Origin of the sequence: Sediminicoccus rosea, from assembly GCF_033547095.1 — a bacterium.
Taxonomy (GTDB): Bacteria; Pseudomonadota; Alphaproteobacteria; order Acetobacterales; family Acetobacteraceae; genus Roseococcus; species Roseococcus rosea.
This window is the reverse complement of the sequence record NZ_CP137852.1, coordinates 2704195-2724992: the sequence shown is the minus strand read 5'-3', so window position 1 is coordinate 2724992 and position 20798 is coordinate 2704195. Positions and strand designations below refer to the sequence as shown.

Here is a 20798-nt window from a genome sequence, read left to right as displayed (position 1 = left end):
TGCCTCCGGGAAGCGCGATGCCCCACCCTCCCGCCCAATACAGGGAGGACAACGATGATCCAGCGTCGCACCTGGCTCGCAGGCACGGCCGCGGCCTTGACCATTCCCGCTGTCGCGCGCGCCCAGCCCGCCTGGCCGAATGAGCGACCCGTCGAGGTCATCGTCCCCTTCCCGGCGGGCGGCGGCGTGGATGTGATGACGCGCCTCGTCATGCCGCTGGTGTCCGCACAGATCCCGGGCATGCGCCACATCGTCACCAACCGCAGCGGCGCGGCCGGGCAGATCGGGCTGGAGGCGACCTTCAACGCCACCCCCGACGGCTACACGCTCGGCGCCACCACCCTGCCCGCACACAACGCCATCCCGATGGAACGCCCCGCGCGCTTCCGCGCCATGGACTTCACCTTCCTCGCCAACATCGTCGAGGACGCGAACTGCTTCTACGTGCGCGCCGACAGCCCGCTCCGTTCGGTGGCCGACCTCATCGCCGCCGCCCGGGCCCGCCCCGGCCAGATGACCTATGCGACGACCGGCGTCGGCTCGGACGACCACCTCTTCATGCTGGCCTTCGAGCAGCTGGCGAACGTGCCACCGCTGGTGCACGTGCCCTTCGCCGGTGCGGCACCCCTGATCCCGCAGCTGCTGGGTGGGCATGTGGATGTGGCGGCGATCAATGTGGGGGACGCGCTGCAGCTCAAGCGCGAGGGCCGGCTGCGCATCCTGGCCCAGGCGAGCGCCACCCGCTCGGCCGAGGCGGCCGACGTGCCGACCTTCCGCGAGGTGGGGTTCGACATCCTGCATGGCGCGGCGCGCGGCATCGTGGGCCCGCCCGGCCTGCCCGCGCCCATCACCGAGCGGCTGACCCAGGCCTTCGCCGTGGCCCTGCGCGATCCGGAATTCCTGCGCGAGGCGCAGCGCCAGTTCATGCCGCTGAACCCCATGGTTGGCGCCGAGTATCGCGCCATGGCCCAGCGCACGGAGGATCAGCTGCGCGCCCTTTGGCAGCGCCGGCCCTGGCGGGAGTAAGCGGTCGTCAGAGCGGTTCGTAGAGATCCTTCAGCGACAGGCGGCGCAGCGCGTTGCGGCAGAGCATGTCGATCTCCTGCCGGTCGGTCATCTTGGGGTGCACGCTGGCCCAGGCCGCGGCGAGCCGCCGCCAGAAGATGCTGATTTCCGTCAGCCGGTCCCGGTAGAGACCCTGGGCATAGGCGAGGCGGCCGGCATCGCCCAGGGTGCCGCCCGCCTCGAGCAGGGCGGCGGCCGCGTCGCGCAGCTGCTCCGTCGCCTGGCGCGGGCGGGCGATGAGCGGGGCGATCTGGCGCAGCCCATGCGCGAGGAGGTCACGAGACCAGCCGGCATCATTGCTCATGGTGCGCGCCGTGGCGGCGACCATGCGCTCCATGCCGGCATAGTCCGGGCGGGTCGCATCGGCGGCCAGCACCTCGGCATGGGCATTGGCGAGGCGCTGCAAGCCGCGGGCGAGGTTCGCGATGCGCTCCAGCCCGAAGCCGCTCTGGCGGATGCATTGGGCCGCCGCCGCCTCGAACATGCCCACGCCCGGGGGGGTGCGGCGCAGCGCGTCGAGGAAGGCGCCGCCCGCCTCGCCCGCGCCACGCTGCAGGGCCGCAACCAGGGCGGTGGTGGCCGCATAGACGTGATGTTCCTCGGGCGGCGGGGGCGGCAGGCCACGCAGGCTGGGCGGCACGGGATCACCCGGCGCCACGGTCTCGACCAGGCAGAGTGCCGAGGGGACAAGGCGCAGCAGGCGGAAATCCCGGCTCTTCGGCTCCACGTCCAGCGCCGAATGGGCCGTCTCGATGTCCAGCACGAGGCGCAGTGACTCGCAGCGCCGCACCAGCACCACCTCGCCCGACAGGCCGCGCTCGAAGGCCAGGTCACGGTGGCGCAGCCAGGGGGCGGAGAAGTCGAAGGCGTCCGGTGGCCAGGGCTCGCCGGGGCGGAGGCCCGGGAAGCGAACGGGATCGAAGGTGGAGGGATCGGGGCGCGGCACGGGCGGAGGATGGGCAGGGCGGGTTAAGCCTTCGTCACCCGCCCTGCCCCGAAGGACCTCAGAAGCGCCGGTTGAGGGTCAGCATGGCCCCCTGCGAGACGAGGGGCGCGCTGGAGGAATTGCCGATCAGCGAGCCCGTGGTGACGCTGCCGCCCGGGCCGCCGGCATTGGTGAAGGTGCTGAAGTACTGGCCTGTCTGCCGCTGCGTGGTCGAGGCGGTGTAGGTCACGTCCAGGAACCAGTTGGCGTCCACGAAATAGGTGACGCCGGCGACGAACATCGCCCCCCAGACCCAGGCCGCGCTCGAGAAATTCTGCGGAGGCCCGGAGATCTCGCTTCGGTTCCCGTTGATGTCGGCGAAGCCCACCAGGCCGTTCATCTGGGTGCTGAGGCGCGTCAGCGTGGGCCCACCGCCCAGATAGAGGAAGCCCCTCTGATGGGCATGGCCGATGAAGGGCGTGAGGGTGATCTGGTGCTCCGCCTTCTGCTCGAAGGAGCGCACGACCGCATTGCCAAGAAACGGGGTGCTCGCCCCCGTCCTGGCATCGGTGAAGGCACCCGCCTGCGGCAGCAGCGCATTGGGCGTGCTCGCCGTCGTGCCGAGGTAGCTGTAGGAGGCCTTCACGCCCCAGAGCCAGCGGCTTTCGGCGAAGTTCTGGAAATAGCCGATCTGCGCCGCCGGCGCGAAGCCCGTCTCGGTGCCGAGCGGTACGCGCGCCGGGCCGGCGGCCGAGCCGCTCGAGACGCGGACGCCGTTCTGGTAGACGTCCGAAATGCCGAGGGCATAGACGTTTTGCGTGCCGAAGCGGGTGACGTTGAAGGCGCCGCCGGCGCCGATGTAGAGGCCCTGGGTCGGGACCGCGAAGTCACCGGCCGGGGCCTGGGCCGCCGCGCCGGAAGCCCCCGCAAGACCCAGGACCGCGATGGCCCCCAGAGCGTGTGAGAGCCGTGGCCGCGTCGGCACGCCATGAAACATGAACATTGAATTCTTCCCCCAACTGAAAGTTGCACCGGCTGTGAAGATAGGCTCCTTTTCTTTTCGTGATCGTTAGGATTTGTCCGTATTCCGCAAGGATCGTCCGGCCACCACGCTGGCCGAACCGAAGCGCTCCCGCAGCGCCTCAACGGCGCGCCACTTGGCCGCGCGGCGTGGGGCACCCGGATCGGCGAGATCCCCGCGGTCCGCTTCCTCCGCCGGGCAGAGCGGCGCGGCACCCAGGCCCAGCAGCCTGTAGCGCGAGCCATCGGCCGCGCGGGCCAGCAGCGGGCGCGCCGCGTCAAACAGCGTCTCGGGCAGGAGGGTCGGGCCCGGCAGGCGGGCGCTGCGGGTCAGGCTTTCGAAGCCGGCGGTCTTGAGCTTGAGCACCACGCCCCCGGCCGAAAGCCCCTTCCCCGCCAGCCGCGCGGCGAGCTTCTCGCTCATCCGCCAGAGCACCGCCTCCAGCGCGGCGAGGTCGGAGAGGTCCTCCTCGAAGGTGGTCTCGGCGCTGACGGATTTCGTCTCGCGCTCCGGGTTCACCGGGCGGTCATCCTCGCCGCGGGCGCGGGCGGCGAGCGCCGGGCCATCGGCGCCGAGGCGCGCGACCGCCGCCCTGTCATCCAGCGCGGCGAGCTGGCCGAGGCGGGTGATGCCCGCCGTCTCCAGCCGCCGCGCCGCTGCCGGGCCGATGCCGGGCAGCACGCCCACCCGCTGCGGCGCGAGCCAGGCGGCCGCCTCGCCAGCCCCGATCACCGCGAAGCCGCGCGGCTTGTCCCGCCCCACCGCGAGCTTGGCCATGAGGCGGTTGGCCGCGAGGCCGATCGAGATGGTCACCCCCACCTCGCGCTCCACGTCGCGTGCGAGGCGGGCCAGCGTCACGGCGGGCGGCGCCTTGTGCAGCGCCTCGGTGCCCGCGAGGTCCAGCACCGCCTCGTCAATGGAGAGCGGCTGCACGAGGGGGGTCAGCGCCTCCATCAGGGCGCGGATGCGCGTGCCCTCCCGCGCGTATTTGGCGATGTCGGGCTTGATGACGACGGCATCCGGGCAGGCGGCCAGCGCCTTGAACATGGGCATGGCGCTGTGGATGCCGTAGCCGCGGGCGATGTAACAGCAGGCGGCCACGACGCCGCGCCGCCCGCCACCCACCAGCACGGGCTTGCTCGCGAGTTCCGGCCGGTCGCGCTTCTCGACGCTCGCATAGAAGGCGTCGCAATCCACATGGGCGATGGTGAGCGTGTAGAGCTCCGGATGGCGGACCACCCGCCGCCCGCCGCAATGGCGGCAGGCGGCGCCCGGGCCGGGATCGGCGCTCAGGCAGTCGCGGCAGAGGGCCGGGTCGGGCATCGGTGGAGGATGCGGCCCGGCGCGGCACGCTTCAACTGCCGATCGCCGCCCCGCCCGCATGGGTGATGACGATGACCGAGGGGCGCGGCGGCATTCCCTCCGCGAAGTCCGGCCAGCGGGTCGAGGGGGTTTCGAAATTGCTGCCGGAATTCTGGCCAGGATGCTGGATCGCCAGGAAGAGCGCGCTGTCATCGGGCAGGATCCAGGGGCCGCAGACCTCGGCTCCGGTCGGCGCCTGGTAGAAGAGGCGCGTGAGCGCGCGCCCGGCACCGGTGGTGTCCGCCACCCAGACGCCATCGGCGATGCCCGCCGTACTGCCCGCCCCATCCGTCGCGATCCAGATCCGGCCCTTGCTGTCGAAGGCGCAATTGTCGGGGCAGGACAGCCAGCCCTGGTCGCTGGTGGCGCGGTGGTATTCCGTGCCGGGGTCCACGCCCGGCTTGCCGGCGCGCAGGAACAGGCCCCAGCGCATGGTCTCGGCCGCGTGGTCCGGCTGGCTGGGCGCGCCGGGGGGGATCAACTCCACCACATGGCCATGCGTGTTGGCGGCACGTGGATTGGCGGGGTTCACCTGCTCGGCCGTGCGGTTGGCGTTGTTGGTGAGCATGACATAGACGCGGCCATTCACCGGATTGGCCTCGACATCCTCCGGGCGGTCCATGGGCGTGGCGCCCAGCAGGTCCGCCGCGCGGCGGGCCTGGATGACGACATCGCCCTGGTTGTGGAACCCATTGGCCGGCGTGAGGGGGCCGGTGCCCTGCACCAGGGGCAGCCAGCGCATGGTGCCATCGGCGTCGAATCGCGCGACCGAGAGCGTTCCATCATCGAGCAGATTGCGGTCCGGGCTGGCGGGGTCATGCGGGCGGGCGGTGACGAAGCGATAGACGTAGTCGAAGCGCTGGTCGTCGCCCATGTAGATGACCATGCGCCCATCGGGCGCCATGGCATGAGCGGCGCCCTCATGCTTGAAGCGGCCGAGCGCGGTGCGCTTCACCGGGACGCTCTGCGGATCATAAGGATCCACTTCAACAACCCAACCGAACCGATTGGATTCATTGGGATCAAGGCTGCGATTAAAGCGCGGGACATGGCGATGCCAGCCATAAGGCGGATTGTCCACCATGCCGAAGCGGCGCTGGGATTCGGCCTGCGCGGCATCGTTCAGCGCCCCACCGAACGCGAAGTTGATGTTCTCTTCGCAGGTGAGAATCGTCCCCCAAGGCGTTAATCCACCAGCGCAATTGGCCAACGTCCCGAGCACCAGGCGCCCTTCCGGGTCGGCGCTGGTCCGCATCCAGGGATGGCCGGCCGCGGGGCCGCTGATCCGCATCGGTGTGGCCGCGGTGATCCGCCGGTTGAGCCGGCCCGGCGGTGCGAGCTTCCAGCTCCGCCCCTCGCGCTCGATCTCCACGATGCTGCCGCCATGGGCCATCAGCTCGATCTCGACCTGCTGGGCCGTGACGCGGGCGCGCGCCTCGCCCGGCGAGCCCATGCCGGGAAACATCAGGTTGGTGTTGGTGTATTCGTGATTGGCCCAGAGCAGGGCGCGGTCGGTGATCGGCGCGCCCGGCCGCATCGGCAGGACCGCGATGTAGTCGTTGTTGTAGCCGAATTGCCGCGCCTGGGCGGCGGCGGTCTGGCGGCGCGGGTCGAAGGCGGGTGCATCGGGCAGCACCGGGTCGCCCCAGCGGATCAGCAGGCGGCTCTCATGCCCCTCGGCCACCGCATCGGTCTGGGCGAGCTGGTGACGCAACTCCGGGAAGGTGAGCGTGGAGGGGCCGCCGCGCATCGGCACGGCGGCGGCCGGCGTGGCGAGGGCGGCGGCCAGGCCGCCCAGCAGCGCGCCGCGCCGGGAATAGCGCCGTGCGATGATCTCGCCGATCGTCTCGCGCGGCGCGGGGTTGCTGGGCGTGTTTTCGCTGTCGAAATCCATGGGGTCCGTCGGGGTTGCCGGGGCACAGCATGCCCCATCCCGCGCGCGCTGCGAATGATGCCTGCGCTACGAATCCCAGAGCCGGGCCGCCCCCAGCACGCCCGAGCTGTCGCCATGCTGCGCCGGGACGATGCGCGTGCGGACCACGTCCGAGAAGACATGGCGCGGCAGCAGCCGGGGCAGATCCGCGTAGAGATGCGCCATGTTGGACAGCCCGCCGCCCAGCACGATCACCTCCGGGTCCAGCAGGTTCACCACCATGGCGAGCGCCCGGGCCAGCCGGTCCGTGTGGCGAGCGAGCGCCTGCTGCGCCGCCGCGTCGCCGCGCCCGGGCAGGCCGCTCGCATCGCGCGCGCCGGGGCCATCCGCATCGGCCGCGAGGGCCGGGCCGGAGAGGAAGGTCTCGATGCAGCCCCGCTTGCCGCACCAGCAGGCGGGACCTGGGAACTCGGCCTCCGTCATCCAGGGCAGCGGATTGTGGCCCCATTCGCCGCCGATCCGGTTGAAGCCCTCCAGCAGCCGCCCGCCGACGACAATGCCGCCGCCCACGCCGGTGCCGAGGATCACCGCGAAGACGCTCGAAGCCCCCGCCCCCGCTCCGTCCGCCGCCTCGGACAGCGCGAGGCAATTGGCATCATTGGAAAGCCGCACCGGCCGGCCCAGTGCCGCGGCGAGGTCCGCATCCAGCCGCCCGCCATTGAGCCAGGTGGAATTGGCGCCCCGCACCAGCCCCGTCTCGGGCGAAAGGCTGCCAGGGATGCCCACCCCCACCCTGCCGCGCTGGCCGAGCTGCGCCTCCGCACCCTCGACCAGCTGCACCACCCCCCGGATCACGCCGGCATAATCGGGCGGCGTCGGCTGGCGGCGGCGCAGCAGCACCTCACCCGCCTCACCGAGGGCGACCACCTCCGTCTTCGTGCCGCCAAGGTCAATGCCGATGCGCATGACGCAAAAGCTGCGGCGCGCGAGGCTTGCGGGCAAGCCCCTGCCGGTGCTGCATTGGCGGGATGGGAGACACCACCACACTCGACGTCCGGGGCATGACCTGTCCGCTGCCCGTCCTCAAGGCCAACAAGGCGCTCAGGGCCATGGCGCCCGGTGCCACGCTCGCCGTGCTGGCGACCGACCCGGCCGCGGTGAAGGATTTCCACGCCTATGCCCAGGAGACCGGGCACGAGCTGCTGGCCTGGGCCGAGGAGGATGAGGGCTTCCGCTTCGTCCTGCGCCGGCGGGCCGAGCCGTGAGCGTCCTTCTTCTCACCCATCGCGACTGCCTGGCCCATGAGATGGGCGAGGGCCATCCGGAATGCCCCGACCGGCTGCGCGCCGTGCTCCAGGCGCTGGACCGCGAGGAATTCGCCGAACTCATCCGCGACCAGCCCGAGGAAGCGACGGAGGAGCAGCTCTGCCGCGCCCATCCGGCCGATTATGTCGCCGCCATCCTCGGCGTCCGCCCGCCGGAGGGCGAGTACGTGGCACTGGATGCCGACACCATCATGTGCAGCGGCAGCGCCCGCGCCGCCCTTCTGGCCGCCGGCGCCGCGGTGCGCGCGGTGGACGAGGTCTGCGAAGGCAAGGTGCGCCGCGCCTTCTGCGCGACCCGCCCGCCCGGCCACCATGCCGAGCATCGCCGCCCCATGGGCTTCTGCCTCTTCGCCAATGCGGTGATCGCGGCCCGCCACGCCCAGGCGGTGCATGGCCTGGGCCGCGTCGCCATCTGCGATTTCGACGTGCATCACGGCAATGGCAGCCAGGATTGCACGCAGGACGATCCCAGCATCCTCTTCGCCTCCAGCCACCAGATGCCGCTCTATCCCGGCACGGGCGCGGCCTCGGAGACGGGAGTGGGCAATATCCACAACGCCCCCCTGCCCCCTGGCGCCTCGGGCGCGGAGTTCCGACGTGCTTGGTCGGAAACACTTTTGCCGGCCATCGAGGCCTTCGCGCCGGAGCTGATCGTCATCTCGGCGGGATTCGATGCGCATGCGCGCGATCCACTCGCGCAGCTGCGCCTGACGGAGGCGGATTTCGCTTGGTTGACCAGTGAGTTGTGCGGGATCGCCGAGCGCCGCTGCGCGGGCCGGGTGGTCAGCCTGCTGGAGGGCGGCTATGATCTCCAGGCGCTCGCACAGTCTGCCGCCGCCCATGTCCGGGCATTGTTGCAAAGCTGACAGAACGTCCTGGTTGTGTTGCCCGCTGAATTTCGGTTTGCTGCGACTTGCCGGGGTCATCAGGCTGCAAACATCCGGAGCCGGAGTGCAGTTTGGTTTAGGGAGCGTTCGATGTCTGCGCATCAAGCGTCGCGTCCGCCGGAGCAGGTGGATGGCGATGTGTCGGAACTCTCCTTCGAGGAGGCACTGAGCCAACTCGAAGGCATCGTGAAGTCACTGGAGGGCGGACGAAGCACGCTCGCGCAGGCGATTTCCGAATATGAGCGGGGCACGGCGCTGCGTCGCCATTGCGAGGCGAAGCTCGCCGAGGCCGAGGCCAAGGTTCAGGCCGTAGTCGAAGGCGGGGTGGGCCTCACCCTGAGGGATGTGGAATAGGATTATCCGTTCGAATGACCATGGTGATCGGTGGCGCTTCCGCCGCCTCTCTCGCGGCCGCCCTGACCGAGGCCGCCCAGGATATCGATGAGGCCCTCGACCAGCTCCTCCCCGTGGTGGAGGGCGACGAGGCCCGGCTTTTCGAGGCGATGCGCTATTCCACCATCGGTGGCGGCAAGCGCATGCGCGGCTTCCTGGTGTTGGAGGGGGCGAAGCAGTTCGGCGTCTCGCGCAGCGCGGCGCTGCGGGTCGCATCCGCGATCGAGATGATGCACGCCTACAGCCTCATCCACGACGACCTGCCCGCCATGGACAATGACGACCTCCGGCGCGGCAAGCCCACCAGCCACAAGGCCTTCGACGAGGCGACCGCGATCCTCGCGGGCGATTCGCTGCAATGCCACGCCTTCACCGTGCTGGCCGACGAGGCGACGCACCCCGACCCCGCCGTGCGGATCGAGCTGGTCCGCATGTTGGCGCGCGCGGCGGGCCCGCGCGGCATGTGCGGCGGCCAGATGCTCGACATCATGGCCGAGCAGGCGGCCGAGCCGCTGGACGAGCCGGCCATCGGCCGCCTCCAGCTGCTCAAGACCGGCAAGCTGATCGAATTCTCGGCCGAGGCCGGCGCCGTGCTTGGCAAGGCCGCCGCCGCGCAGCGCCATGCGCTCGCCGCCTATGGCCGGGATCTGGGCGCCGCCTTCCAGATCGCCGATGACCTGCTGGACGCGACCGCCAGCACGGAAGCGATGGGCAAGGCGACGGCCAAGGATGCCGATGCCGGCAAGGCGACCCTGGTCGGCCTGCTGGGCATCGAACGCGCGCGCATGCAGGCCGAGCGCCTGGTGGCGCAGGCGCGGGACCATATCGAAATCTTCGGGGAGCGCGCCGATCTGCTGCGGGCGCTGGCCGACTACGTGATCGAGCGGAGAAGTTAAATGCAAGACCGCCCCGCAACCCCTCTGCTGGACCGCGTCCGTGTCCCCGCCGACATGCGCAATTTCTCGGCCGACCAGCTGCGCCAGCTGGCCGATGAGCTGCGTGCCGAGACCATCAGCACCGTCTCCGTCACCGGCGGGCATCTCGGCTCCTCGCTCGGCGTGGTGGAACTCACGGTTGCCATCCATGCCGTCTTCGAGACGCCGCATGACCGGCTGATCTGGGATGTCGGCCACCAGTGCTACCCGCACAAGATCCTGACCGGCCGGCGGGACCGCATCCGCACGCTGCGCCAGGGCGGCGGCCTCTCGGGCTTCACCAAGCGCAGCGAGAGCGAATACGACCCCTTCGGTGCCGCGCATTCCAGCACCAGCATCTCGGCCGGCCTCGGCATGGCGGTGGCGAGCGAGCTGCAGGACCGCCCGCGCAACGTCATCGCCGTGATCGGCGACGGCTCGATGTCGGCCGGCATGGCCTATGAGGCGATGAACAATGCGGGGGCCGAGAAGGCCAACCTCATCGTCATCCTGAACGACAATGACATGTCCATCGCGCCACCCGTGGGCGCGATGTCGGCCTATCTGAGCCGCACCATCTCGTCTCGCCCCTTCCTATCGGTGCGCGACTTCGCGGCGAAGATCGCGAAGAACTTCCCGGGGCCCATCGAGCGCGTGGCCAAGCGCGCCGATGAGTATGCCCGCGGCCTGCTGACCGGCGGCACCCTCTTTGAGGAGATGGGCTTCTACTATGTGGGCCCGATCGACGGCCACAACATGGACCACCTGCTGCCCGTGCTGCGCAACCTGCGCGACACGGACCACAAGGGCCCCTTCCTGGTCCATGCGGTCACGCAGAAGGGCAAGGGCTATGCGCCGGCCGAGACCTCGGGCGACAAGTATCACGGCGTGCAGAAGTTCAACGTCGTCACGGGCGAGCAGCAGAAGGCACCGCCCGGCCCGCCCGTCTACCAGAAGGTCTTCGCGCAATCGCTGATCGCCGAAGCCGAGCATGATGAGCGGATCGTGGCGGTGAATGCCGCCATGCCGTCGGGCACCAGCCTCGACATGTTCGCCAAGCGCTTCCCGGACCGCTGCTTCGATGTCGGCATCGCCGAGCAGCACGCCGTCACCTTCGCCGCCGGCATGGCGACCGAGGGGATGAAGCCCTTCTGCGCGATCTATTCCACCTTCCTCCAGCGCGGCTATGACCAGGTGGTGCATGACGTGGCGCTGCAGGGCCTGCCCGTGCGCTTCGCGATGGACCGCGCGGGCCTGGTCGGCGCCGATGGCGCGACGCATGCCGGCAGCTTCGACATCGCCTATCTCGGCTGCCTGCCGGGCATGGTGCTGATGGCGCCGAGCTGCGAGGTGGAGCTGGCCCACATGATCGCGACCATGGCGCAGATCGACGACGCGCCATCGGGCGTGCGCTATCCGCGCGGCGAGGGCTTTGCGCTCGAGCCGCTGCCGGCGCGGGGCAGCGTGCTGCCCATCGGCAAAGGGCGCATCATCCGCGAGGGCACCAAGATCGCCATCCTCAGCTATGGCGCGCGCCTGCAGGAATGCCTGAAGGCGGCGGATGAGCTGGCCACCTTCGGCCTCTCCTGCACCGTCGCCGATGCGCGCTTCGCGAAGCCGCTCGACACCGCGCTGGTCGAGCAGCTGGCCCGCCACCATGAGGTGCTGATCACCATCGAGGAAGGCAGCGTGAACGGCTTCGGCGGCCTCGTCATGCACCACCTGGCGCTGCGCGGCCTGCTGGATCACGGGCTGAAGTTCCGCCCGATGACGCTGCCGGACATCTGGATTGATCACGACAATCCGAAGAAGCAGTACGACCTGGCCGGGCTGAACGCGCCGCACATCACCGCGATGGCGCTGGCGGCGCTGGGCAAGGAAGCCCTGGCGGAGCCGGCGCGGGCGTAACAACGAGGGCCCGGGCGTGGCCGCCAAGCAGCGGGCCGACCTCGCGCTCGTCGAGCGCGGGCTCGCTGAATCCCGCACCCGTGCCCAGGCACTGATCATGGCGGGCCTCGTCTATTCGGGCGAGGTCCGGATCAACAAGCCGGGCGATGTTATCGCCGAGGGGCGGCCACTGGAGCTGCGCGGGCAGGACCACCCCTGGGTCTCGCGCGGCGGGGTGAAGCTTGCCCATGGCATCGCGCATTTCGGTCTATCGCCGGAGGGGAAGACCTGCCTGGACCTCGGCGCTTCGACCGGCGGCTTCACCGACGTGCTGCTGCATCACGGCGCCGCGCATGTCTACGCGGTGGATGTGGGGCATGGGCAGCTCGCCTGGAAGCTGCGCAATGATCCGCGCGTAACGGTGATGGAGCGCGTCAACGCGCGCCATCTGGAGCCGGGCCAAGTGCCTCCGCTGGATGTGCTGGTCTGCGATGCGAGCTTCATCGGCCTGCGCGTGGTGCTGCCCGCCGCCCTGGCGCTGTGCCGACCGGGCGCCTGGGCCGTGGCCCTCATCAAGCCGCAATTCGAGGTGGGGCCGGCCATCGCCAAGGGGGGCGTGGTGCGGGATGCGGGCGTGCATCGCCGCGTCTGCCACGAGATCAGCGCCTGGTGGGCCGAACTGCCCGGCTGGCGCGTGCTGGGCGTGGAGCCGAGCCCGCTGCTCGGCCCCGAGGGCAATCGCGAATTCCTGATCGGCGCGGTGTTCGGCTGAGCCTAGCCCGCCGGCTCCACCACGCGCCCATTCACCCGCACTTCCTCCGCCGGGTTCTCCACGGTCACATGGGTGTCGTACCAGGTGAGGCGCGGGCGCACGCCGAAGCGCTCGGTGAGCTGGCCGATGCGCTCCTCGGTGAACCAGGCCTCGGCATCCGCGCGGCTTTCCCAGAGATAGACGCCGCCCGTGCCCGCCTCGCCATTCAGGTAGTTCTTGCGGATCAGCCCCTTGCGGGCGAGCTCGCGATAGATCGGCGCGGTCGCGACGGCGCCGCGGATGGCCTGTTCCTCGCTGCGCTTGGGCAGGTCGAACTGCACGATGACGATGCATTGGCTCATGGCCGTTTCCTTCGCGTATCCCGGCCAGAGAGGATGCGGCGCGCCGCCGTGCGCCCGCAAGGAAAAAGCCTCAGGCCGGGTCGAGGCCATGCGCCGCGAGGCGCGCGGGCGTCATCGCCGCCGCCATGCGGTCCAGCAGCCCCTGCGCCCCGGGCCGCGCGGCGGTGAAGCGGGCGGCGGAGAAGATGGCGTAGGTGTTCGCCGCCTCCGGCAGCTTGCCGACGATGTCCACGCCCGGGACGGCCATGAGTTCGCTCACCTGCTGGATGGCGAGTGCGGCCTCGCCGCGCGCCGCGACCTCGGCGGTGAAGCCATGCGGGATGATGGTGGCCTTGGCGTTCACCTCGGCCGCGATGCCGAGCCGCTCGATCAGTTCCGCAAAGAAGATGCCGCTCGCCCCCGCGCGGGAATAGACCAGGCTGGGCGCGGCCAGCAGCGTGGCGCGGAGTGCGGCGACGCTGGAGATATCCGGATGCGGCGCGCCCGGCGGCACCGCCATGCCGATGGCCGAGCGCGCCAGGTCCCGGCGTGTGCCGGCGGCCAGGACGCCGCTCGCCGTCAATTCCTCGATCCCCGCCTCGGTCAGGATGGCGATGTCGCCGGTCAGCCCCTCGGCCATCTGCTGCATCAGGCGCGCGGTCGGGTTGAACACCACCTCGGGCCGGGGCTCCCCCGCCTCGGGCAGCCATTCGCGCAGCAGGGCCATGACGGCGAGGGTCGAGAGGATGCGGGGTGGCTCGGTCATGCGGGTTCTCCTGGCGGGCTGCACTCTACCCACCGGGCGAAACTCCTCTACCCTCCCGGTCGCCATCCCTGGAGGAATCGCCCATGTCCGCGCTCAGCTTCGACCATATCCACCTGCGCTGCCCGAGCCCGGAGGCCACCGCCCTCTGGTTCGAGGAGATGCTGGGCGCCGAGGTCATCCGCTCCATGCAGCAGGGCCAGCCGCGCGTGGACCTCAAGCTCGGCGGCATCAACATCTTCCTGCTGCCCGAAGGCAAGGACGCGGCCCCTGCCCCCTCCGCGCCCTATCTCGGCATTGACCATTTCGGCTTTTCGGTGACGGGGCTCGATGCCTATGTCGCGAAGCTGAAGGCCAAGGGCGTGACCTTCACCATGGAGCCCAACGAGCCGCGCCCGGGCATCCGAATCTGCTTCATCCGCGGGCCCGAGAACATCTCGATCGAGATCCTGGAACGCTTCCCGGTCTGAGGCGGGGGGCGTAGAAGCCCGCCATGCTCGATCTCTCCGGACGCCGCATCATCTGCCTCGGCGATGTCATGCTGGACCGCTTCCTCTATGGCGATGCGAACCGGCTCTCGCCCGAGGCGCCAGTGCCTGTCGTGCGCCTCAAGCGCACGCAGTCCATGGCGGGTGGTGCCGGCAATGTCGCGCGCAACATCCAGGCGCTGGGGGGCGAGGCCGCGCTGGTGGCGCTGGTCGGCGAGGATGCGGAAGGCACCGAGATCGCGGGGCTGCTGGGCGAGGCCGGGCATCTGCTGCGCAGCGACGCCCGCCGCACGACGGTGAAGCTGCGCGTCATCGCCGCCCGCCAGCAGGTGGTGCGGGTGGATGAGGAGGAGCGGCGCGAGGCGGATGCGGCCGAGCAGGCCGCAATCGCCGCCCGGCTGGGCGCGCTGCTGCCGGGGGCCGAGGCGCTGATCCTTTCGGACTATGGCAAGGGCGTGCTGACGCCGCCCGTGCTGGCCGCCGCCATCGCCGCCGCGCGCGCGCGCGGCATCCCGGTGCTGGCCGACCCCAAGGGGCGTGACTTCACCCGCTATGCCGGCGCCACCTGCCTGACGCCCAACGCCTCGGAACTCGCCGAAGCCACCGGCATGCCGGTCGCCTCCGATGCCGAATGCGAGGCCGCCGCCCGCGCCGTGCTCGCCGCCGTGGCCGTGGATGCCGTGCTCGCCACCCGCAGCGAGAAGGGCATGATGCTGGTCCGCCGCGACGCGCCCGCCGTGACCGTGCCCGCCATGGCACGCGAGGTCTTCGATGTCTCGGGCGCAGGGGACACGGTCATCGCCACCCTGGCGCTGGGTGTTGCGGCCGGCCTCGGCATGGAGGGCGCGATGCGCGCGGCCAATGCGGCGGCGGGCGTCGTGGTCGGCAAGCTCGGCACCGCCACCTGTTCGGCCGCGGAGCTGGATCACGCCATGCGCGAGCTGGAAGGGGCGACGGGCGAGATCCTGACCTGGCCGGCCGCGCAGCGCCTGGTGGAATCCTGGCGCGCGCAGGGGCTGCGCGTCGGCTTCGCCAATGGTTGCTTCGACATCCTGCATGCCGGCCACACCCGCATGCTGCGCGCGGCGCGTGCCGAATGCGACCGGCTGGTGGTGGCGCTGAACGACGATTCCTCCGTCACGCGCCTCAAGGGCGCCGGCCGCCCGGTGAACCCGCTGGAGGATCGCGCGGCGGTGATCGCGGCGCTGGCCAGCGTGGATGCCGTGATCGCCTTCCCGGAGGACACGCCGCTGGAAGCCATCCTGGCGCTGCGGCCGGACCGGCTGTTCAAGGGCAGCGACTACACGATCGAGCAGGTGGTGGGCGCGCCGGAAGTCGCCTCCTGGGGTGGGCGGACCATCCTGCTGGACCTGCTGCCGGGGCGTTCCACCACCACCATCCTGGCGCGCGGCCGGTGAGGCGCTGGCTGCTCGCGCTGCTGCTGCTGGCGCCGGCCGCTGAAGCGCAGCCCGCCGCCAGCTGGGCCCAGGTGAGCACCCCCTCGCCCGGTCCGGCCAAGGTGATCGGCACGACGACGCTGGGCTGCCTCGCCGGCGCCGTGCAGCTCCCGCCCGAGGGGCCGGGCTACCAGGCGGTGCGGATCTCGCGGAACCGGCATTGGGGCCACCCCGACCTGATCCGCTTCACGCGCGACCTTGCGAGCCGCACCCGCGCCGCCGGCATGCCCGACCTCTGGATCGGGGACCTCGCGCAGCCGCGCGGCGGGCCCATGCCCAGCATGCATGCGAGCCACCAGACGGGCCTCGATGTGGACATCTGGCTCGACCTCACGCCCAAGCCCGCAATGAACCGCGCGGCGCGGGAAGATATCGACGTGCCGAGCCTGGTCCTGCCGGACCAGAGCGGGGTGAATGCGCGCTTCACGCCGCAGCATGCGCGGCTGATCCGCATGGCAGCGGAGAGCCCCGGCGTGCATCTCGTGCTGGTGAACCACGGCATCAAGCGCAGCCTCTGCGAGCGGCACCGGGGCGAATCCTGGCTGCACCGGGTGCGCCCCTGGCGCGGGCATGACAGCCACATGCATATCCGCATCCGCTGCCCGGCGGGTTCGCCCGAGTGCCGCGAGGCGAACCCGATCCCTGCCGGGGACGGGTGTGACGCGAGCCTGGAGTGGTGGCTCTCCGAGGAGGCCCGCCGCCCCATGGTGCGCCCGCGCCCCCCGGGCCCGCCGCCGAGTTTGCCCACAGCCTGCGCGGCCGTCCTGCGCGCCCCCTGACTCCTGGGGTCTGGGGCCTCGCGGCCCCAGTTGGCGGAAGCCCTTTTTTCCTGGGCCGCCGTGACTTGCCGCCCCGGGCGGGCTACCCATCCCGCCATGCTCGAATTCCCGCAGATCGATCCGATCGCCCTCCAGATCGGCCCTCTGGCCATCCGCTGGTATGCGCTGGCCTATATCGCCGGCATCGTGCTCGGCTGGCGGCTGCTGCGGCGGCTGGCCCAGGCCGAGCCCCAGGCGGCGACGGCGCAGCAGGTGGATGACTATGTCACCTGGGCCACGCTCGGCATCATCCTGGGCGGGCGCCTGGGCTATGTGCTGTTCTACCGGCCGGGGCACTACATCTTCCATCCGCTGGAAGCGCTCATGGTGTGGCAGGGCGGCATGGCCTTCCACGGCGGTGCGCTCGGCGTGATCATCGCGACACTGCTTTTCTGCCGGAACCAGAAGCTCGATCCGCTGCGCCTGGGCGACCGCGTGGCCGTGGTGGTGCCGATCGGACTGTTCTTCGGGCGGCTCGCCAACTTCATCAATGGCGAGCTCTGGGGCCGCGCCACGGACGTCTCCTGGGCCATGGTCTTCCCGGCGGACCGGCTGCAGCTGCCCCGCCACCCGAGCCAGCTCTACCAGGCGGGGCTGGAGGGGATCGCCCTCTTTGCGCTTATGCTGATCCTCTGGAGCAATGCGGCCAACCGGGCGCGCACCGGGCTGCTGACCGGCGCACTGCTGGCGGGCTACGGCGTGGCACGGCTGCTGGGCGAATTCTTCCGCGAACCGGATGCGCATCTGGGCTTCCTGCTGGCCGGCATCACCATGGGCCAGCTGCTGAGCCTCCCCATGGTGCTGGTGGGCGGCTTCCTCATCTGGCGGGCGCGCCGGGCGGGATAATGGAACGCCTGGACGCCTTCATGGCCCGCGCGGCGGCCGCCTATTACGCGGGCGGCGAAGGCATCGGCCGCGACTTCACCACCGCACCCGAGATGAGCCAGGCCTTCGGCGAGTGCCTGGGCCTCTGGGCCGCCGTCACCTGGCAGGCGATGGGCGCGCCAGGGCGCGTCGTGCTGGCGGAACTCGGCCCTGGGCGCGGCACCCTGATGGCCGATGCGCTGCGCGCGGTGGACCAGATGGTGCCGGAATTCGGCCGCGCACTGGCGCTGCACCTGGTCGAGACCTCGCCCGCGCTGCGCGCCGCCCAGGCGGCGAAGCTCGGGCCGCGCGTGGCGGGCTGGCATGCGGCGGTGGACGGCCTCCCGCCCGGGCCCGCGATCATCCTGGCCAATGAATTTTTCGACGCCCTGCCGATCCGGCAATTCATCCGCCGGGCCGAGGGCTGGCGCGAGCGGTATGTGCTGGGTGGCGCCTTCGTCGAGCAGCCCTGCGATCACATGGAGCCAGCCCCCGATGGCAGCATCCGCGAAGTCGGTGAGGCGGCGCGGGACGTCGCCCTGGCGCTTGGCGCGCGCCTCGCGGCCCAGGGCGGAGCCCTGCTGGCGCTGGATTACGGCCCCGCCGAGAGCGGCCTCGGCGACACGCTCCAGGCGCTGCGCGACAACGCCGCCTGCGACCCGCTGAGCGAGCCCGGCACGGCCGACATCACGGCGCATGTGGATTTCGCGGCCCTCGCCGCCGCCGGGCGGGCGGCGGGGGCGGCCGCGCATGGCCCGCTGCCCATGGGCGTCTTCCTCCAGCGCCTCGGCCTCATGGCGCGCAGCGCCATGCTGGCGCAGAGCGCGCCGCGCCAGGCGGGGACGATCCTGGCGGCGGCGCAGCGCCTCGTCGCGCCCGAGGGGATGGGGCGGCTGTTCAAGGCGCTGGTCCTCGCGCACCCTGCCCTGCCCACCCCAACCGGATTCGAGGCGTGATGGCCGAATTCCTCACCCATGGCGGCCTCACCGCGCGGCATGGCTTCTTCACGCGGCAGGGCGGCGTCTCCGCAGGCGCCTATGCCACGCTGAATTGCGGGCTGCGGAGCGAGGACGACCCGGCCGCCGTGGCCGAGAACCGGGCCCGCGCGGCCCGGGCGCTGGGGGCCGCGCCCGAGGCGCTGCGCGGCTTGCGCCAGGTGCATGGCCCGGCCGTGGTCGAGGCGGGCACCCCCTGGGAGAACCTGCCCGAGGCCGACGCGATGGTGACGCGCAGCCCCGGCGTCATGCTCGGCATCATCACCGCCGATTGCGCGCCCGTCCTGTTCCATGACGCCGAGGCACACGTGATCGGCGCCGCGCATGCCGGCTGGAAGGGTGCCGTGTCCGGCGTGCTGGAGGCGACGATCGCCGCCATGGAGGCGCTGGGTGCCGGGCGCGGGCGCATCACCGCCGTGGTCGGCCCCTGCATCGCCCAGGCGAGCTACGAGGTCCGCGCCGACCTGCGCGATGCGGTGGGCGATCCCCGCTTCTTCACGGCCGGCCGGGACGCGGCGCATTTCCAGTTCGACCTGGCCGGCTATTGCCTCGCGCGGCTCGGCGCGGCAGGTGTGGCAGCCGAGGCCCTGGGGGTGGACACGCTGGCCGATGAGACGCGCTTCTTCAGCCATCGGCGGCGCACCCTGGCGGGCGGTGGCCCGCTCGGGCATCAACTCTCCGCCATCATCCTGTGAAGACGCCATGCCCTATGTCATCATGTTCCTCTTCATGCTCATCCTCACGATGATGGTGTCCTGTGTCTTCGCGTAGGGCCGCGCTTCTCGCGCTGCTGGCGCTGCCGGCCTGCGGGGACCTGCCGCAGCCGCATCGCGGCCGCCCGGGCGGGCTCGCGAGCGGGCTTCGCATCCCGCTCGCCGTCCGCCTCGCCATCCCGCCGCCGACCGAGGCGCTGATGACCGACGACGCAGCCCGCCGCTACGCCGAGGCGCTGAGCGAGGCGCTGCAGGCGGCCGATGTGCCGGCCACCGCCACATCCACGCCTTTGCCGCTCGACTGGCGCCTCATCGTCACGGCGCAGAACACCGGCGCCACCGTGATCCCGCGCTACGTCATCACCAATGCCGATGGGCAGGAGCAGGGCGCGGTGGCGGGCCCGCCCGTGCCCATCCGCGCCTGGGCGGAGGCGACGACACCGACGCTCCAGGCCGTGGCGCAGCAGGCCAATCCGCGCGTGACGCAGATGCTGCTCTCCATCCAGGCGGCCCGCGCCTCGGCCGATCCGGCGGCCATCCGCTCCGGCCCGCCACGCCTTCGGCTGATCCCGGTGCGCGGCGCGCCGGGCGATGGCAACACCTCCCTCACCGCCCGTCTTCGCGAATTCCTCACCAATCGCGGCTATGTCGTGCAGGAGCTGGCCGATGGCGCGTCCTTCGCGGTGACGGCCGAGGTCAGCGTGATGGCGGTCAGCACCACGGTGCAGCGGGTGGAGATCCAGTGGATCGTCTCCCGGCGGGACGGCTACGAACTGGGCCGCGTGCTGCAGCTGAACGAGGTGCCGATGGGCGCCCTCTCGCGCGCCTGGGGCGACATCGCCTATGCCGCGGCGGAGGAAGCCGCGGCCGGCGTGCAGCAGATCATCCGCAACGCGAGTTCGACCGGCGCGAGCTGAGGGGCAAGTCATTTGTCTGCAGTGAAGTTTACAGCGCGGCAGTGGGGCGCTATCGCTGCCACGCCAGCCAACAGGGGTGAGATGGCCCGATGAAGATCGTCGCGTGCAACAGCAATCTGCCCCTGGCGCAGGCGGTGGCCGACAAGATCGGCATTCCGCTCACCAACGCCTCCATCCGGCGCTTCGCGGACATGGAGATCTTTGTCGAGATCCATGAGAACATCCGTGGCGAGGATGTCTTCGTCATCCAGTCCACCAGCTACCCGGCCAATGACCACCTGATGGAGCTGCTGATCACGCTCGATGCGCTGCGCCGCTCCTCCGCGCGCCGCGTCACCGCCGTGATGCCGTATTTTGGCTATGCCAGGCAGGACCGGAAGAGCAGCCCGCGTTCGCCCATCTCGGCCAAGCTGGTGGCGAACCTCATCACCCAGGCGGGCGCCGACCGCGTGCTGACGATGGACCTGCATGCGGGGCAGATCCAGGGCTTCTTCGACATCCCGGTGGACAACCTCTACGCCGCCCCCCTCTTCGCACGCGACATCACCGAGCGCTTCAAGGGGCGCGAGCTGATGGTGGTCAGCCCCGATGTGGGCGGCGTGGTGCGCGCGCGCGCCATCGCGCAGCAGCTCCACACGGACCTCGCCATCATCGACAAGCGCCGCCCGCAGGCCGGCGTCTCCGAGGTGATGAACGTGATCGGCGATGTCGCGGGGCGCGACTGCATCATCGTGGACGACATCATCGACAGCGGCGGCACGCATTGCAACGCGGCCGAGGCGCTGATGAAGAACGGCGCCAAGTCGGCCAGCGTCTATGTCACGCACGGCGTCTTCTCGGGTGCGGCCGTCGAGCGCGTGGCCAAGTCGCCCATCGAGACGATGATCGTGACCGACAGCATCGCAGCCACGCCCGCCGTGCAGGGTGCGCGCAACATCCGCCAACTGCCCATCGCGCCGCTGCTGGCCGAGGCGATGCGCCGCATCAGCGAGGAACGCTCGGTCTCGTCGCTTTTCTGCTAGCCATAAGGGGCCTGCCC

General features: G+C 71.0%; 22 protein-coding genes. 15 read left to right on the top strand and 7 right to left on the bottom strand.

Going from position 1 to position 20798, the window contains the following annotated elements:
* The first annotated feature begins 54 nt into the window (after positions 1 to 54).
* Positions 55 to 1026, top strand: coding sequence for a Bug family tripartite tricarboxylate transporter substrate binding protein (locus R9Z33_RS13110; protein WP_318647025.1), 972 nt, complete (start codon positions 55 to 57; stop codon positions 1024 to 1026).
* 7 nt (positions 1027 to 1033) lie between these two features.
* Here R9Z33_RS13110 and R9Z33_RS13105 read toward each other — a convergent pair whose 3' ends face one another.
* The 5 genes from R9Z33_RS13105 to R9Z33_RS13085 all read right to left on the bottom strand — a co-directional run bounded on the left by R9Z33_RS13105 (position 1034) and on the right by R9Z33_RS13085 (position 7212).
* Positions 1034 to 2011 (bottom strand): hypothetical protein, encoded by a 978-nt coding sequence (locus R9Z33_RS13105; protein ID WP_318647024.1) that lies wholly within the window; start codon positions 2009 to 2011, stop codon positions 1034 to 1036.
* A gap of 58 nt (positions 2012 to 2069) precedes the next feature.
* Positions 2070 to 2993 (bottom strand): outer membrane protein, encoded by a 924-nt coding sequence (locus R9Z33_RS13100; RefSeq protein WP_318647023.1) that lies wholly within the window; start codon positions 2991 to 2993, stop codon positions 2070 to 2072.
* A gap of 66 nt (positions 2994 to 3059) precedes the next feature.
* On the bottom strand, positions 3060 to 4334 hold the full coding sequence (locus R9Z33_RS13095; protein ID WP_318647022.1) for a DNA polymerase IV: 1275 nt from the start codon (positions 4332 to 4334) through the stop codon (positions 3060 to 3062).
* Positions 4335 to 4365: 31 nt separating this feature from the next.
* Entirely contained in the window at positions 4366 to 6267 is a 1902-nt protein-coding gene (locus R9Z33_RS13090; protein WP_318647021.1) for a PhoX family protein, read from the bottom strand.
* Positions 6268 to 6333: 66 nt separating this feature from the next.
* Positions 6334 to 7212, bottom strand: coding sequence for an ROK family protein (locus R9Z33_RS13085; RefSeq protein ID WP_318647020.1), 879 nt, complete (start codon positions 7210 to 7212; stop codon positions 6334 to 6336).
* A gap of 62 nt (positions 7213 to 7274) precedes the next feature.
* Here R9Z33_RS13085 and R9Z33_RS13080 point away from each other — a divergent pair, with 62 nt between their 5' ends.
* The 6 genes from R9Z33_RS13080 (at position 7275) to R9Z33_RS13055 (ending at position 12424) form a co-directional block, all read left to right on the top strand.
* Positions 7275 to 7511, top strand: a complete 237-nt coding sequence (locus R9Z33_RS13080; RefSeq protein WP_318647019.1) for a sulfurtransferase TusA family protein — start codon at positions 7275 to 7277, stop codon at positions 7509 to 7511.
* On the top strand, positions 7508 to 8437 hold the full coding sequence (locus R9Z33_RS13075) for a histone deacetylase family protein (protein WP_318647018.1): 930 nt from the start codon (positions 7508 to 7510) through the stop codon (positions 8435 to 8437). Before R9Z33_RS13080 ends, R9Z33_RS13075 begins: the two co-directional genes overlap by 4 nt.
* A gap of 111 nt (positions 8438 to 8548) precedes the next feature.
* Positions 8549 to 8812 carry an exodeoxyribonuclease VII small subunit gene (locus tag R9Z33_RS13070; RefSeq protein ID WP_318647017.1) on the top strand — a complete coding sequence of 88 codons (264 nt, stop codon included), beginning with the start codon at positions 8549 to 8551 and terminating at the stop codon, positions 8810 to 8812.
* Positions 8813 to 8826: 14 nt separating this feature from the next.
* The gene (locus R9Z33_RS13065) at positions 8827 to 9747 is read left to right on the top strand and encodes a polyprenyl synthetase family protein (protein ID WP_318647016.1); all 921 of its coding nucleotides are present in this window, start codon (positions 8827 to 8829) and stop codon (positions 9745 to 9747) included.
* Positions 9748 to 11673 (top strand): 1-deoxy-D-xylulose-5-phosphate synthase, encoded by a 1926-nt coding sequence (dxs, locus tag R9Z33_RS13060; RefSeq protein ID WP_318647015.1) that lies wholly within the window; start codon positions 9748 to 9750, stop codon positions 11671 to 11673.
* 16 nt (positions 11674 to 11689) lie between these two features.
* Positions 11690 to 12424: a TlyA family RNA methyltransferase gene (locus R9Z33_RS13055; RefSeq protein ID WP_318647014.1), complete on the top strand. Its 735-nt coding sequence runs from the start codon at positions 11690 to 11692 to the stop codon at positions 12422 to 12424.
* Positions 12425 to 12426: 2 nt separating this feature from the next.
* Here R9Z33_RS13055 and R9Z33_RS13050 read toward each other — a convergent pair whose 3' ends face one another.
* Both R9Z33_RS13050 and R9Z33_RS13045 read right to left on the bottom strand, forming a co-directional pair.
* Entirely contained in the window at positions 12427 to 12765 is a 339-nt protein-coding gene (locus R9Z33_RS13050; protein ID WP_318647013.1) for a hypothetical protein, read from the bottom strand.
* 70 nt (positions 12766 to 12835) lie between these two features.
* Positions 12836 to 13510, bottom strand: coding sequence for a substrate-binding domain-containing protein (locus tag R9Z33_RS13045; protein ID WP_318647012.1), 675 nt, complete (start codon positions 13508 to 13510; stop codon positions 12836 to 12838).
* 83 nt (positions 13511 to 13593) lie between these two features.
* Here R9Z33_RS13045 and R9Z33_RS13040 point away from each other — a divergent pair, with 83 nt between their 5' ends.
* From R9Z33_RS13040 to R9Z33_RS13005, 8 genes are all read left to right on the top strand, one after another.
* On the top strand, positions 13594 to 13977 hold the full coding sequence (locus tag R9Z33_RS13040) for a VOC family protein (RefSeq protein WP_318647011.1): 384 nt from the start codon (positions 13594 to 13596) through the stop codon (positions 13975 to 13977).
* A 23-nt stretch (positions 13978 to 14000) separates the two neighbouring features.
* Positions 14001 to 15413 (top strand): D-glycero-beta-D-manno-heptose-7-phosphate kinase, encoded by a 1413-nt coding sequence (rfaE1, locus tag R9Z33_RS13035; RefSeq protein ID WP_318647010.1) that lies wholly within the window; start codon positions 14001 to 14003, stop codon positions 15411 to 15413.
* Positions 15410 to 16231, top strand: coding sequence for a penicillin-insensitive murein endopeptidase (mepA, locus tag R9Z33_RS13030; protein ID WP_318647009.1), 822 nt, complete (start codon positions 15410 to 15412; stop codon positions 16229 to 16231). Before rfaE1 ends, mepA begins: the two co-directional genes overlap by 4 nt.
* A gap of 96 nt (positions 16232 to 16327) precedes the next feature.
* Positions 16328 to 17116, top strand: a complete 789-nt coding sequence (gene lgt / locus R9Z33_RS13025) for a prolipoprotein diacylglyceryl transferase (protein WP_318647008.1) — start codon at positions 16328 to 16330, stop codon at positions 17114 to 17116.
* Positions 17116 to 18090, top strand: a complete 975-nt coding sequence (locus tag R9Z33_RS13020) for a class I SAM-dependent methyltransferase (protein ID WP_318647007.1) — start codon at positions 17116 to 17118, stop codon at positions 18088 to 18090. Before lgt ends, R9Z33_RS13020 begins: the two co-directional genes overlap by 1 nt.
* Positions 18090 to 18824 carry a peptidoglycan editing factor PgeF gene (gene pgeF, locus R9Z33_RS13015; RefSeq protein ID WP_318647006.1) on the top strand — a complete coding sequence of 245 codons (735 nt, stop codon included), beginning with the start codon at positions 18090 to 18092 and terminating at the stop codon, positions 18822 to 18824. The genes R9Z33_RS13020 and pgeF overlap by 1 nt, the downstream gene beginning before the upstream one ends.
* 62 nt (positions 18825 to 18886) lie before the next feature.
* Positions 18887 to 19759 (top strand): hypothetical protein, encoded by an 873-nt coding sequence (locus R9Z33_RS13010; RefSeq protein ID WP_318647005.1) that lies wholly within the window; start codon positions 18887 to 18889, stop codon positions 19757 to 19759.
* Between the two features lie 89 nt (positions 19760 to 19848).
* Positions 19849 to 20781 (top strand): ribose-phosphate pyrophosphokinase, encoded by a 933-nt coding sequence (locus R9Z33_RS13005; protein ID WP_318647004.1) that lies wholly within the window; start codon positions 19849 to 19851, stop codon positions 20779 to 20781.
* Positions 20782 to 20798: the final 17 nt, after the last annotated feature.

Bases quoted from the DNA above. Each gene is read 5' to 3' on its own strand.
- R9Z33_RS13110 (WP_318647025.1), top strand. From the start codon at position 55: ATGATCCAGCGTCGCACCTGGCTCGCAGGCACGGCCGCGGCCTTGACC.
- R9Z33_RS13100 (WP_318647023.1), bottom strand. From the start codon at position 2,993: ATGTTCATGTTTCATGGCGTGCCGACGCGGCCACGGCTCTCACACGCT.
- R9Z33_RS13095 (WP_318647022.1), bottom strand. From the start codon at position 4,334: ATGCCCGACCCGGCCCTCTGCCGCGACTGCCTGAGCGCCGATCCCGGC.
- R9Z33_RS13090 (WP_318647021.1), bottom strand. From the start codon at position 6,267: ATGGATTTCGACAGCGAAAACACGCCCAGCAACCCCGCGCCGCGCGAG.
- R9Z33_RS13085 (WP_318647020.1), bottom strand. From the start codon at position 7,212: ATGCGCATCGGCATTGACCTTGGCGGCACGAAGACGGAGGTGGTCGCC.
- R9Z33_RS13080 (WP_318647019.1), top strand. From the start codon at position 7,275: ATGGGAGACACCACCACACTCGACGTCCGGGGCATGACCTGTCCGCTG.
- R9Z33_RS13070 (WP_318647017.1), top strand. From the start codon at position 8,549: ATGTCTGCGCATCAAGCGTCGCGTCCGCCGGAGCAGGTGGATGGCGAT.
- R9Z33_RS13065 (WP_318647016.1), top strand. From the start codon at position 8,827: ATGACCATGGTGATCGGTGGCGCTTCCGCCGCCTCTCTCGCGGCCGCC.
- dxs (WP_318647015.1), top strand. From the start codon at position 9,748: ATGCAAGACCGCCCCGCAACCCCTCTGCTGGACCGCGTCCGTGTCCCC.
- R9Z33_RS13050 (WP_318647013.1), bottom strand. From the start codon at position 12,765: ATGAGCCAATGCATCGTCATCGTGCAGTTCGACCTGCCCAAGCGCAGC.
- R9Z33_RS13045 (WP_318647012.1), bottom strand. From the start codon at position 13,510: ATGACCGAGCCACCCCGCATCCTCTCGACCCTCGCCGTCATGGCCCTG.
- R9Z33_RS13040 (WP_318647011.1), top strand. From the start codon at position 13,594: ATGTCCGCGCTCAGCTTCGACCATATCCACCTGCGCTGCCCGAGCCCG.
- rfaE1 (WP_318647010.1), top strand. From the start codon at position 14,001: ATGCTCGATCTCTCCGGACGCCGCATCATCTGCCTCGGCGATGTCATG.
- lgt (WP_318647008.1), top strand. From the start codon at position 16,328: ATGCTCGAATTCCCGCAGATCGATCCGATCGCCCTCCAGATCGGCCCT.
- R9Z33_RS13020 (WP_318647007.1), top strand. From the start codon at position 17,116: ATGGAACGCCTGGACGCCTTCATGGCCCGCGCGGCGGCCGCCTATTAC.
- pgeF (WP_318647006.1), top strand. From the start codon at position 18,090: ATGGCCGAATTCCTCACCCATGGCGGCCTCACCGCGCGGCATGGCTTC.
- R9Z33_RS13005 (WP_318647004.1), top strand. From the start codon at position 19,849: ATGAAGATCGTCGCGTGCAACAGCAATCTGCCCCTGGCGCAGGCGGTG.